Annotated in this window: 12 protein-coding genes and 1 other annotated feature; all 12 genes read right to left on the reverse strand. The window is 58.7% G+C overall.

The genetic code is table 11. From position 1 onward, the window contains the following. Positions 1-11: 11 nt before the first annotated feature. Entirely contained in the window at positions 12-599 is a 588-nt protein-coding gene (locus tag Q0I19_RS01090) for a stage II sporulation protein R (protein ID WP_294759532.1), read from the reverse strand. A 60-nt stretch (positions 600-659) separates the two neighbouring features. After that, positions 660-1,547 carry a 4-(cytidine 5'-diphospho)-2-C-methyl-D-erythritol kinase gene (gene ispE, locus Q0I19_RS01095; RefSeq protein ID WP_294759534.1) on the reverse strand — a complete coding sequence of 296 codons (888 nt, stop codon included), beginning with the start codon at positions 1,545-1,547 and terminating at the stop codon, positions 660-662. A gap of 3 nt (positions 1,548-1,550) precedes the next feature. Beyond that, positions 1,551-2,729, reverse strand: a complete 1,179-nt coding sequence (locus Q0I19_RS01100; RefSeq protein WP_294759622.1) for an aminotransferase class I/II-fold pyridoxal phosphate-dependent enzyme — start codon at positions 2,727-2,729, stop codon at positions 1,551-1,553. Further along, the gene (locus Q0I19_RS01105; protein ID WP_294759535.1) at positions 2,729-3,169 is read right to left on the reverse strand and encodes an Lrp/AsnC family transcriptional regulator; all 441 of its coding nucleotides are present in this window, start codon (positions 3,167-3,169) and stop codon (positions 2,729-2,731) included. The genes Q0I19_RS01100 and Q0I19_RS01105 overlap by 1 nt, the downstream gene beginning before the upstream one ends. Positions 3,170-3,740: 571 nt before the next feature. Then, complete coding sequence (locus Q0I19_RS01110) at positions 3,741-6,965, reverse strand: hypothetical protein (protein ID WP_294759537.1); 3,225 nt, start codon at positions 6,963-6,965, stop codon at positions 3,741-3,743. Next, the gene (locus Q0I19_RS01115; protein ID WP_294759539.1) at positions 6,962-9,472 is read right to left on the reverse strand and encodes an MMPL family transporter; all 2,511 of its coding nucleotides are present in this window, start codon (positions 9,470-9,472) and stop codon (positions 6,962-6,964) included. The genes Q0I19_RS01110 and Q0I19_RS01115 overlap by 4 nt, the downstream gene beginning before the upstream one ends. Positions 9,473-9,664: 192 nt before the next feature. Continuing rightward, on the reverse strand, positions 9,665-10,039 hold the full coding sequence (gene rplL / locus Q0I19_RS01120) for a 50S ribosomal protein L7/L12 (RefSeq protein WP_294759541.1): 375 nt from the start codon (positions 10,037-10,039) through the stop codon (positions 9,665-9,667). 93 nt (positions 10,040-10,132) lie between these two features. Continuing rightward, on the reverse strand, positions 10,133-10,645 hold the full coding sequence (gene rplJ / locus Q0I19_RS01125) for a 50S ribosomal protein L10 (RefSeq protein ID WP_294759543.1): 513 nt from the start codon (positions 10,643-10,645) through the stop codon (positions 10,133-10,135). Between the two features lie 56 nt (positions 10,646-10,701). Continuing rightward, positions 10,702-10,841: a sequence feature (ribosomal protein L10 leader region), on the reverse strand. 47 nt (positions 10,842-10,888) lie between these two features. Beyond that, positions 10,889-11,581, reverse strand: a complete 693-nt coding sequence (rplA, locus tag Q0I19_RS01130) for a 50S ribosomal protein L1 (protein WP_294759545.1) — start codon at positions 11,579-11,581, stop codon at positions 10,889-10,891. A gap of 18 nt (positions 11,582-11,599) precedes the next feature. Further along, entirely contained in the window at positions 11,600-12,025 is a 426-nt protein-coding gene (gene rplK, locus Q0I19_RS01135) for a 50S ribosomal protein L11 (RefSeq protein WP_294759547.1), read from the reverse strand. Positions 12,026-12,167: 142 nt separating this feature from the next. Further along, entirely contained in the window at positions 12,168-12,710 is a 543-nt protein-coding gene (gene nusG / locus Q0I19_RS01140) for a transcription termination/antitermination protein NusG (protein WP_294759549.1), read from the reverse strand. A 27-nt stretch (positions 12,711-12,737) separates the two neighbouring features. Further along, positions 12,738-13,013 (reverse strand): preprotein translocase subunit SecE, encoded by a 276-nt coding sequence (gene secE, locus Q0I19_RS01145; protein ID WP_294759551.1) that lies wholly within the window; start codon positions 13,011-13,013, stop codon positions 12,738-12,740. Between the last annotated feature and the right edge of the window lie 13 nt (positions 13,014-13,026).

The raw sequence follows: 13,026 nt of genomic DNA on the forward strand, positions 1-13,026 counted from the left end.
TTCCTTTATATTTAACGGTGCAGCGCCTTTTGTAAGGCGTCCCACGCGGCCAGCCGCACCTGATAGCGGCCAAACACCAGCGCGTTTTGCGCGCCTGTGGCATAGTGCGGTGTTGCCCCTGCCACACACAGCGCCGGGTACACCACGCAGAACCAGTTGTGCCCGTCTGCCCGGCCCAGCTCCACACGCAGGGCGGTATACTGCCCTGCAGGCAGGGCAAAGGTGCCGTAGTCCCTGGCGTCAAAATGGCAGTGTTCCAACTGCAGCTGCACGGTTTGCCCGCTGTGGGCTTTGCGCAGGGCGGCTTGCGCGGCGCTTTGCAGCCGGGGCAGATTGGCTTGCAGTATGTCGGCGGCGGCTTGCGCGTCGGGGGCTGCGGCCAGCGCAGCGGGCAGGGCGTCCAGAACGGCGTCCCGCACCTGCAATTTCAGCAGCTGGTCGGGCAAGGTATCGCTGTTGGCCAAAATATGCAGCCGCACGGTATCGCGGCAGACCTGCTGCGCCGCAAATGCATGCCCAAGGGCCGCCAAAACGGTAAGTACAAAGGCCGCCGCCAGAATCCGGTTTGCCACTCTTTTGCGCTGTACAGTAAAAAACATCGCCAACCCTCCCTTGACTACAAACAGTATGGGATAAGGGTGGGCGATGTATACAAATTTTTAACCCAAAGTGCGCACGGCGGTCACGCGCGGGCCGCCCGTGGTGGGGCGGCAGACATAGACCTGCCTGTAGCTTTTGCGCAGCACGGCGGCAGCGGCCCGCGCCTGCGCATCGTCGGCAAAAATGCCGAACACGGCGGCACCGCTGCCGGTCATCTGGGCGGTAATGGCACCGTTGGCGCGCAGAATCTCGCAGATGGCAGGCGTTTCCACCGCACCGGAGCAGTGCTCCAGGGCGTTGCCTGCGGCGGCGCAGACGGCAGCCAGATCGTTTTTACGGATCGCCTGTTCCTGCGCTTCGCAGTCGGGGTGCACAGGGCTGCCCATGGTATCATAGCGGGCGAAGGCTTCGGGGGTCGAGACGCCCACGCTGGGCATGACCACCACAAAGCGGCAGTCCGGGCAGGGCGGCAGGGCTTTCATCAAATCGCCCACACCGCGCACGCGGCAGGTGCCGCCCAGCAGGGCAAAGGGCACATCGGCCCCGATGCCCGCACCGATGGCACACAGCTCGCTCATGGACAGCCTGGCGCCGTACAGCTCGTTCAGCCCCACCAGCACACCGGCGGCGTCGGCACTGCCGCCCGCCATGCCGGCGCGCACGGGCACGCGTTTATAAACGTTCATATCCACACCGGCCAGCAGCCCCGTGTAGTCAAAAAAGGCAAGGGCGGCCTTGACGGCAGTGTTTTTGTCGTTGGCAGGCACAAAACTGCCGGGCAGAGCCAGACGCAGGTCGCGGCTTGTCCTCAGCGTGATTTTTTCATACAGGTCAATGGTCTGCATGACCATGTCCAAATCGTGGTAGCCGTTGGGCAGGGTGCCCACCACATCCAGCGAAAGATTCAGCTTGGCGGGGGCCAGCACGGTCACGGAACGTTTTTGCATAGTTTACTCCTTCAGCCAGCCGTTTTCCTGCAAAAAGGCGCGGATGCGGCGCATGGCAGTTTGCAGGTGGTCCACGCTGTACGCATAGCTGATGCGGGCGTAGCCGTCGCCGCAGGCACCGAATGCAGAGCCGGGAATGATGGCAACTTCTTTTTCCTTTAACAGGCGCTCGCAGAATTCCTCGCTGCTCAGGCCGCTGATCTGGATGGACGGAAACACATAAAATGCCCCGCGCGGCTCAAAGCAGGTAAGCCCCATGTCGTTGAGCGATTTCACCACATAGCGGCGGCGGCGGTTGTATTCGTCGCGCATCATCTCGATCTGGTCGTCGCACTGGCGCAGCGCGGTGATGGCCGCAAACTGGCTGGTGGTCGGCGCGGACATGATGCAGCTTTGGTGGATCTTGGTCATGACCTTGATGATGGGCACAGGCCCGGCCGCATAACCCAGCCGCCAGCCTGTCATGGCGTAAGATTTGGAGAAACCGTTGACCACGATGGTGCGCTCGGCCATGTCGGGCAGCGACGCAAAGGACACATGGCGGTCGAGACCGTAGGTCAGCTCGGAGTAAATTTCGTCCGAAAGCACCAGAATATCGGTGCCGCGCAGCACCTCTGCGATGGATTCCATGTCGGCAGTGCTCATCACAGCGCCTGTGGGGTTGTTGGGGTAAGGGAAAATCAGCAGCTTGGTGCGCGGGGTGATGGCTGCCTTGAGCTGCTCGGCCGTCAGGCGGAACTCATCCTCGGCGCGGGTGGCAATGTGCACAGGCACGCCGCCCACCAGCTGGGTGATCGGTTCGTAGCAGACAAAGCAGGGTTCGGGAATGATGACCTCATCCCCCGGCTTGACCAGCGCGCGGATAGCCAGGTCGATGGCTTCGCTGCCGCCGACCGTGACCAGCACATTTTGCGGTTCATAGTGCAGCTCAAAGCGGCGGGCAAGGTAGTTGCAGACCTCGGCGCGCAGTTCTTTTAACCCTGCGTTGGCGGTGTACTTGGTACGGCCCTGTTCCAGGCTGCGGATACCGGCGTCGCGGACGCTCCACGGGGTCTTGAAGTCCGGCTCGCCCACGCCCAGCGAGATGCAGTGCGGCATATCGGCAGCCAGGTCAAAGAACTTGCGGATGCCCGACGGACGCATCTGTTTGGCAGCCGGTGAAAGCAATTCGTCGTAGTTCATCACAGTACGGTACACTCTCTTTCATCGGGTTCTTCTTCGAGGTACAGGCGGCCGCTGCGCTTGTAGGGGCGCAGTACAAAGCTGGTGGCTGTGGAGATCACGTCGTCCAGCGGGGACAGGCGCTTGGCCACAAAGATGGCGATTTCCTGAAAGCTATGGCCCTTGATGATGACCTGCAAGTCGTAGCTGCCGCTCATCAGCAGCACAGTATCGACCTCATCAAACTGGGCGATGGTCATGCCAATATCGTCAAAACCGCGGGCCTTATGGGGGGTCACACGCAGCTCAATGACAGCCTCGACCTGATTGATGCCGGCGCGTTCCCAGTCGACCAGCGTTTCAAAGCCGCGGATAAAGCCCTTGGCGGCGGCGTCATCCATCATAGCGGCGATCTCGGTGGGGGTCTTATCCATCATGGCGGCGATATCTTCAATCGGCATACGGGCGTTTCTTTCCAAAATACGGAGCAATTCTTCCATCATGCACACCTCTCTCTATGGGCGGCGGACGCAAAAGGCGCCGCCGTATACGAATACAGTATAAGTATACCATAGCCGCCGGAAATTGCAAAGGTTTTTTGAAAACCGGCAACGAAACCGGCAACGCAAAAGCCCTCCCTGTAGGGGGAGGGCTTGACGTGTCAAAGAACACATTCTTGGTCTATGGGATGTGTAGGGGCGACCATCGGTCGCCCGCCAACTTGGCGCAGCATCGCGTTTTCCGCGGTGGTTTCTTACAAGGCAATCGGGTACGGGCGAGCGATGCTCGCCCCTATAAGAGCGTTTACGCTCAGCTTGTAGAAAAAGTCTGTTACCAGAAGATTTGTAGGGATGGGCCTTGACCCATCCGCACATCTGGCCGCGCGCAGCGCATAAAATCGCGCCGGAAGGCGCGCGGTTTTCTCGCTACGTCGTACTTTTGGCACGGCGGCACGGAACGGTCAAGACCGTTCCCTACAAACCAAACGAAAGGTTGCAATCATCCCGTTAGGTTTATCGACAGTCTGAGCTTTTACGCCTTCTTTTTATTTTTCTGCTTACAGTGTTTGCGCAAAAGCAGCAACAGCACGACCGCCACGGCGGCTCCGATGCCCGCGATGAGCAGTCGGCTGCCGCTGACGGGGTTTTCCGTCACCGCAAAGGCTGTGGCATCGGCGGGTGCGGTAAATTTCAGGTAGCTGCCGTCCGTTTGTGCGTCCCATGCCTGCCAGCCGTCGGCGGTTTTCAGCCACAGCTGCAGCGTGTCGGGGTCGTGCGGGGCCAGATAGCGCACCGTGTGCGCTATCTCGTCCTGCACGGGCAGTAGCCAGCTTTCCAGCGTGCCGGGCTGCGGATTTTCCTCGCAGGGCTGCAGGGTCAACTTGTCGTTGGAGTCAAAGCTGCCCTCCACCAACAGCAGGGCACGGCCATCGCGCTGCTGCTCGCTTTGCAGAACGCTCGTCTTATCGCTGTATTCGGCTTCTACTACGGCATCAAAGGTCAGGTTGGTCAAATCCACGTCCGACCAGGTGCCCCAGCTGCCGTCCTGCTGCGGAACTTCCGGATACTGCTCTGCAGAAAAGCTGCCGCCGTAGTCCAGCGTGAACTCCGCCACGCAGTTGCCCTTGGCATTGAAATGCACGGTGATTTTCTTAAACGCGCCGGGCAGGTTTTCCTGGGCAGCGAACGCATCAAAGGGCAGCGGGGCGGCAATGTCGGCATAGCTTACGCCGTCCAAACCGGCCACGCCCTCGTCCACAAAGGTGTTGCCTGTGATATTGCCCGAGCGCGGGTCGTCCACCGTGCCGGCGATCGCGCCGAGCTGCTCGGTACCTGCATCTATAACGACCATGGCACGGCAGGTGTCGATGTCGTAGCCGCTGCCCGCAATGCCGCCCACCTGCTTGGCACCGGCCAAGCGGCATTTGGCGCCGCTTTCGCGGATGGTAGCCTTGCTGGTTCCCGCAATGCCGCCCACACAGGTGGCGTCCGCTGCGGTCACATTGCCGTAGTTCCAGCTGGACAGCACGGAACCCATTTCCATGTTGCCGACGATGCCGCCGACGCCTTGTTTTTTGCCGGTGATTTCGCCGTAGTTGGCGCAGCCGCGAATGACCACACGGGATTTCAGCTTAAAGTTCATCGAATCGCTGCCCGCCGTATGGAAATCGTCCTCGGGGTCCAGGTCGTTCTCGCGTGCCATGGCACCTGTAATGCCGCCCGCGTTGATGTCGGCGTCCACCGTGCCGTGGTTGACGCAGTAGGAGACCTTGCCGGTGGTGTCCTGCTCGGTGTCGGTATCGGACACATCGCTGAACAGGTCATCGGGGTCAGCGGTGTTGTCCCCTGCCCCGGCCAGTGTGTTGCCGATCTTGTTCATCTGCTTGGTGATGGCGCGCACATCGTTGATGAGCGTCTGCGAGTTGCTGCTGCCGCTGCTGTTGAGCGCGGCGATGGTGTTGGCCACCGAGTTGAGGGTGCCGCTTAAATCATTTTTGCTGGCAGTGATGGCGTCGCGGTCGGTCACCTCAACGGTGGGCACCGTGACCTGCATCGAGTCCGGCAGGGCGTTGCCCAAATCGTTCCAGATGCTCTGGTCGCCCAGCGTGGAGAAATCGGGGTCCACGATGCCCAAGCTCGGTGTGGCGTTCTCACTGTCCGAGTCGGAGGTGTCGCCGCCCAATTCTCCCAACGTGGAAAAATCCGGGTCTACGATGCCGACACTCGGCGTGGCCTCGTCCGACTGCGGGTCGGGCTGACCGTGAACGACGCGATCCTCCCCGCTCTCGGCGGCAGACTCGACGGCGGGCGCTTCCGTATCGGATTCGGGGGTCGGTTCCGGCGTGGGTTCCGAAGCGGGTTCCACCACAGATTCCGAGGCAGATTGCGGCGCAGACGCCGCCGCAGATTCAGAGGTCGATTCCGGCGCTGACGCTGCCGCAGATTCGGGGGCAGATTCCGGCGTCGGGGTAGGTGTCGGAGTAGGCGTCGGGACGTTCTCGTCAGGGGTCTCGGTTGCCTGCGGCGTAGGCTCTGGCGTCGGTGTGGGGGTCGGTTCTGCGTCAGAGTCACCCTTCAGGCTGTTTTTCAGCTCGCTCAAATCCACCGTTGTGTCTGTCTGGCCGAGGGTCACATTGTCCGCCGTGGTCTGCAGCAGGCGTTCCAGTGCGGTGCGGGCATTGGTGACGTTGCTTTGCAGCACGTTCAGCTGGGCGCTGGCATCGCTGGCGGCTGCGTTGGCATCGTCACAGGCGTGATCCACCAGTGTCTGCAGCTCGTCCAGCTGCTCGCCCAGAATTTGCAGCGTATCCTTTTCGTATTCCAGAATACTGTTCGGCTCCATCTGGCCGACAATGCCGCCGGCCTCCTTGCGGGCGTATACGGTACCGTAGTTGGTGCAGGCCGTGACATAGCCGGTCTGGCTGCCCACGATGCCGCCCACATTGTAGCCCATGTGCTGGTAGCCCACCGTGCCCAGGTTCTGGCAGTTTTTGACCACACCGGCACTGCTGCCTGCCACACCGCCGATATCGGTGATGTCAGCGACATTTTCTGTGCCGATAAGATCCTTCATGGTCAGGGAGGAAATGTCGATCTCGTTCTGTTCGACCTGGGTGTTGACACCGGCCTTGTTGACGCAGCTGGCGATAACGCCGTGGTTGTCGCCCACAATGCCGCCCACAAAGTGCGCGCCGTACACACTGCCTGTGACCGAGCAGCTTTCGACCGTGCCGCCGGCCAGGTTTTCGCCTGCGATGCCGCCCACCTTGGACACACCGCTGGACACACCCACAAAGCTGCAATTTTTCACTGTGCCGGCATTGCTGCCGACGACGCTGCCGACGCTGCGGCGGCTGCCTTCGGGCATGGCGCGGCCCTCCAGCTTGAGGTTCTGCACAACGGCATCGGAATCCAGATAGCGGAAGAAGCCCACGACCGAGCCGTCCTGCACCAGGTTCAGGTTGCTGATGGTATGCCCCTGACCGTCAAAGGTGCCGTTGAAAATGGGGATACCCGCAAACCCCTGCCCTACCAGATCCAGATCGGTCTCCAGCAGGACGGTGCGGTTGGTGCTGTAGGTGTCCAGGCTGCAATCCTTGGCAAGCTGCAAAAGCTCGTCCACCGTCGTGATATGCACGGTGGGCTTTTCCTCCGGCAACGGCTCGGCATCATCGGCAAAAACCGGCAGTGCAAGGCCGACCGACAGTGCCAGTGCGGTAAAGCCCGCCGCAAGGCGGCGCATCAGATCGTTTTTCATTGTTTGCCGCCTCCTTCGGTGGTGCCGTTGGTTTCGTTGGATTCTGCCTCGGTCACGCTGCCCTCGGTCAGGTACATGTCGGGCTGCGTCACATCGACCTCGGTGCCCGTGGAAATGGCCGCATTGAACTGACCGTGCAGCACACCCTTGATGTCGGCGTCCACCACGCCGTTGATGTAGCCGCGCACGCGTCCGTTGATGTGCATCGTACCGCTGACATTGCGGGTCGCCCCGGCAATGCCCTTCATCTCAAAGCTGGTGCGCTCGATGATGACATCGCCCAGCACCAAAATCTGCGGCAGCACGAACAGGACCAGAATGATGGAAACAATGGTGCCACGGCCCAGACATTGACCGATGGCGGCAATGACGGGGTTGGTGGTCAATTTGCTGATCAGCACACCCGCCGACGCCAGAATGGAGCCGGAGGTGAAAATCGTCGGGAAGGACTCGTTCAGCGCGGTGACGATGGCGTCCTTATGGTGCATGACCTTTTTCAGGTCGGTGTAGTGGCTGGAAATCACGATGGCGTAGTCGATGTTGGCGCCCATCTGAATGGAGTTGACGATCAGATAGCCCAGGAAGTACAGCGGAGAGTCCTGCAGATACGGCACCGAGAAGTTGATCCAGATACTGCCCTGAATGACAAAGATCAGCAGCACGGGCAGACCGGCGGACTTAAAGGTGAACAGCAGAACCAGAATGACGAACAGGGCGCTCAGCACACTGATGAGCAGGTTGTCCTCGCCAAAGGAGCTGGACAGGTCCATAGCGCTGGTGGAGTTGCCCACAATATAGGCGTCCTCAGGGTAATATTTAGCCACGATATCGTGCATTTTGTCCAGGAAGGCAAAGGTTTCGTCGCTTTCCTCGGGGACGCTCAGGTAAGCGACCAAGCGGCTGTACTTTTCGGCCTGCAGCTGGACCTGCGCCTTGTCCAACTGGGCAAACAGGTCGTCCAGCGTGTCCTGCACATCGCCGCTAAGGGTTACGTTGCCGTCGTGCATTTCCTGCTCCAGAAACTTGAACATATCGTAGATGGGCACCTTGTAGTTACCCAGACCGTTGATGAACTCGCCGTACTGGTCGTGGTTGATGGCGTAAGCCCCATACAGGGTCTTGGCGACCTCGTAGTCCAGACCTGCCATCTCCGCCAGCTGGCGGGGGGTCACGGCGTCGGTCAGCATATAGCCGTCCATGGCCTCAATGTTGGCCAGGCCCATGGTGGACTTGACCTCGGAGCAGTTTTCCAGCTCCTGCAAAATTTTGCCCTCGTTCTCATAGCTGCCGGAGGGCACGATGACGGCCACCATGTTGGAGGTGCCGAACTCGCCCTTGATTTTCTGGTAGGCGATCTGGCTCTCGCTCTGCTTGGCGGTGACCAGATCGGTATAGGTGTAGCAGTAGGGGCACTTGTTGGCAAAGACGGCGGCGGCAATGACGATGACCGCAAAGATAGGCGGCACGACATACCGCGTTTTTACGTCAAATTTGCCGACGGCTGTGATTTTGGGAATCAGGTTTTTGTGGCGGGTCTTGTCGATCAAACGGCTGAACAGCACCAGCAGACCCGGCATCAGGGTGAACACGGCCAGCATACTGAACAAGATGGCCTTGATCAGCACCACGGCAAGGTCACGACCGATGCCGAAGTGCATAAAGCCCAGCGCGGCCAGACCGCTGATGGTCGTCAGCGAGGAGGAGGAAATCTCCGGGATAGCCTTGGACAAGGCGGCAATGCAAGCCTCGCGGGTGTCCATTGTTTCGTGCTCGTCGCTGAAGCGGTGGCACAGAATAATGGCGTAGTCGATGGCCAGTGCCAGCTGCAAAATCACCGTGACCGAGTTGGAGATAAAGCTGATGGTGCCGCACAAAAAGTTTGTGCCCATGTTCAAAAGGGCAGCCGCGCCGAAGGTCATAATCAGAACCGGCACCTCGGCGTAGGAGCGGGAAGTCAGCGTCAGCACGACCACAATGATGATGGCGGCAATGACGACGATGACGCTCATCTCCGCCTGCAGGTCGGCGGAGGTATCCACGCCCACCTGCGTGTCAACGTAGGTGTCGTAATCTGCCAGCGCGTCGCGAATATCCTGCATGGCGGTCTTGGCGCGCTCGTCGTCCTCCTCGGCGTCAAAGCTGACCGAGTAGAGCGCCGATGCATCGGCGTAGTGATCCTTGGTGGCATCAAATTCCACGGTATCCACGCCGTCAATGTCCTCAATGACCTCCTGCAGGTCCAGCGCGGTGTCGTAGCTGATGTTGGACACCATGACGCGCGCCGAGCCGTAGGTGATAAAGTTGTCGTTCATCACGGTCAGGCCCTGACGGGTCTCGGTGGAGTCGGGCAGGTAGGTGGTGATATCGTTTTCCACCTTGACCCAGCCAGTCGCAACAGCGCTGAAAATCAAGGCAAATATGTACAATAAGAAAAACAGATTGCGTTTATCGACGATAAGCGCCGCCAGCTTTTCCATGGCATTGCCTTTCGGCTTTTGGTTTTCCAAAGAAAGATGCCTCCCTTTTGGGTTCAGTCCCCTACTATGATAATTTTATTATACAAGCCTTGCGCCGGTTATACCAGATACAAAAAGGATTTTCTGTACAAATTTTACCCGTTAAACTTGTGCATATCGCGCAATAAAAAACACCGTGCGGTGTTAAACCACACGGTGTTAAAAAGCGTTGATAAGCTAAAATTACTTCAGCTCGATCTTGGCGCCCAGCTCTTCCAGCTTCTTCTTGATGTCCTCAGCGTCAGCCTTGGAAGCCTGCTCCTTCAGCTTGGCGTTGGGGGTCTCAACGAGCTTCTTGGCCTCCATCAGGGAAGCGCCGGTCAGCTCCTTAACGGTCTTGATGACCTGCATCTTGTTGGCGCCAACGTCAGCCAGGATGACGTCGAACTCGGTCTTCTCTTCCTCAGCGGGAGCAGCAGCACCGGCAGCAGCGGGAGCAGCGGCGGCAACGGCGGAAACGCCGAATTCCTCGCAGATGGTATCAACGAGCTCTTTGAGCTCCAGAACAGTCATAGTCTTGACAGACTCGACAATGGCAGTGATCTTCTCAGAAGCCATGGTAGTTACCTCCATAAATTTTAATGTTGTTATGCGGCGCGGTTTGTTGAAAAGCGCTGCGCCTGTGCGCTTATGCCGCGTGACCTAAAAAACTTAGGCAGCGGTTTCGTCCTGCTTGTCGACGATACCCTGCAGGGCAACGGCCAGACCACCAACGATACCGTTGAGGCTGCCGGCCAGCATGGAGAGCAGGCCTTCGCGGTTGGGCATGGTAGACAGGCTCTTGACACCTGCAGCATCCATGACGACGCCGTCGCAGAAGCCGCCCTTGACAACAAAGCGCTTGGACTTGTCGGCGTCAGCAAACTTGCACAGGATGCGAGCAGCAGCAGCCGGATCCTCGGCGGACAGAGCAATGGCGGTGTCACCCTTGAAGTACTCGGTCAGACCCTCGTACTGGGTGCCCTTAACAGCCAGACGCAGCATGGAGTTCTTGACTACCATGTAATGGACGCCGGCCTCGCGCAGCTCCTTACGCAGCTTGGTGTCATCAGAAACGCTGATGCCGTTGTAAGCAACGACAACACCGGCCAGAGAGGCCTCGATCTTAGCGTTCAGGTCGGCAACAAGAGCCTTCTTGGATTCCAGAATCTTTGCACTGGGCATTTGAATTTCACCTCGTTCCACTTACAGATTGGTTTCGGTAAGCGGCTTTTTTGTGATATTACAGAAAAAAGCCCCTTTCCCGTCGCCGGGAAAAGGGCTTGAAAGCATAGCAATCAAACGCACGTTTCTCGGCAGGTGGGTTTTCCCCGTTATGCCTTACGGCACCTGCTGTCTTAAAAACAGCTTAATTAGTATAGCACAAGAATGTGCGTTTGTCAAGCACTTTCAGGAAAAATCCTGAAATTATACGCCGTACTTGTTGGTAGCAACGCGAACGCCGGGGCCCATGGTGGTGGCGATGGTAGCGCTCTTGAAGTACTGGCCCTTGGCAGCGGCGGGCTTAGCCTTGGCGATGGCATCCAGAACGGTGTCCAGGTTGACCATCAGCTTCTCGGCGCCGAAAGAGGCCTTGCCGATGGGCACATGGATGATGTTCTGCTTGTCCAGACGGTACTCGATCTTACCGGCCTTGGCATCGGTAACAGCCTTGCCGACATCAGGGGTAACAGTGCCGGCCTTGGGGTTGGGCATCAAGCCACGGGGGCCCAGAACCTTACCCAGACGGCCAACCTTGCCCATCATGTCAGGGGTGGTGACCAGGACGTCGAAGTCCAGGTAACCGCCGGCGATCTTGGCGATCAGATCGTCATCACCGACCTCCTGCGCACCGGCAGCCTCGGCGGCCTTGGCGGCGTCGCCCTTAGCGATGGCGATAACGCGGACGTTCTTGCCGGTGCCGTTGGGCAGAACAACAGCGCCGCGAACCTGCTGGTCAGCGTGGCGGCTGTCAACGCCCAGGCGGACGTGCAGCTCAACGGTCTCGTCGAACTTAGCGGTAGCGGTCTTGCAGCACAGCTCCAAGGCCTCGGTCGGATCATAGGTCTTGCTGGCCTCGATCAGCTTGACAGCGTCAATATATTTCTTGCCGTGTTTCATTGCTTATTCCCCTCCTATTCAGCCCTCAACGGTAACGCCCATGCTGCGGGCGGTGCCCTTGATCATGCTGACAGCGGCTTCCAGAGAAGCAGCGTTCAGGTCGGGCATCTTGGTCTTGGCGATCTCCTCGGCCTGAGCCAGCGTGATGGAGCCAACCTTGTTCTTGTTGGGCACGCCGGAAGCAGTGTCGATGCCGGCAGCCTTCTTGATCAGAACGGGCGCCGGAGGAGTCTTGGTGATGAAGGAGAAGGAACGGTCAGCGTAAACGGTGATGACGACGGGGATGATCATGCCCATCTGGCCCTTAGTACGCTCGTTGAACTCCTTGGTGAAAGCCATGATGTTGACGCCCTTCTGGCCCAGAGCGGGACCAACAGGGGGAGCCGGAGTTGCCTTGCCGGCGGGGATTTGCAGCTTAATGTAGCCAGTGATTTTCTGTGCCATAATATTTGCACCTCCAAATTTTGTGGTGAGTTGCGGCCTGCGGTGCAGACCTCCCACGGGCGCGCGACCTCCGCACGCCCTATAAAAACCGTACCCCGGAAGGATATCCGTTCGCGGTTTCTACCGGAAATTCGTTGCTGTGTTAGAACAGCTTGACCTGATGCAGTTCGAGTTCTGCGGGCAGCTCTCGGCCAAACATCGTGATCTTTACGCGCACCTTGCGCGCGGGGATGTCGATCTCCTCGACCGTACCGACGGAACCTTCCATCGGGCCTGCGGTGATCTCGACCGTGTCGCCGACCTTGTATTCGACACTCAGATCGGTGACGACATTTTCGACACCCATCTTGGCGACTTCCTCCTCGGTCAGAGGCTCCGGCTTGGAGGCCGGGCCGACAAAACCGGTGCAGCCGCGCGTGTTGCGCACGATGTACCAGGTGTTGTCGTTCATCACCATCTTAACGAACACATAGCCGGGGTACAGCTTGTGCTGCACCTCTTTTTCGCCGGTTTTGTTGCCGCGCTTGTCAAAGACTTCTTCGACAACAGTTTCCGTGGGAACCTTGACGTCGCAGATAAGGTCCTGAATACGGCGGTTTTCCACCATCGTCATCAGGTCCTGGGCGACCTTGTTCTCATAGCCGGAATAGGTATGCACGACATACCAGTTTGCTTGTTCTGCCATAAGGGTCATTGCCTCCGCTCAAAGCGCTCAGGCGCCGATCATCAGGTGAATGGCGCCGCCAAAGATAAGATCCAGCACGATCAGCACAACGGCTGCGGCCGCCACCACGAGAATGACGGTGATGGTGTTGGTCTTAACATCCTTTTTGCTGGGCCATACAACTTTTTTCAGTTCACTTTTGGTATCCTTGAAATACTTGCCAATGCCCTTGAAAAAGTTTTTGACCTTACCAAAGAACGAAGTTTTTTTGGTTTTGTTGCTTTGAGTCTGGGCTGCAGCGGGAGCTGCTTTTTTGTCTGCCATCTCTAAGCTCCTA

The organism is uncultured Gemmiger sp., from assembly GCF_934561205.1.
Lineage (GTDB): Bacteria > Bacillota > Clostridia > Oscillospirales > Ruminococcaceae > Gemmiger.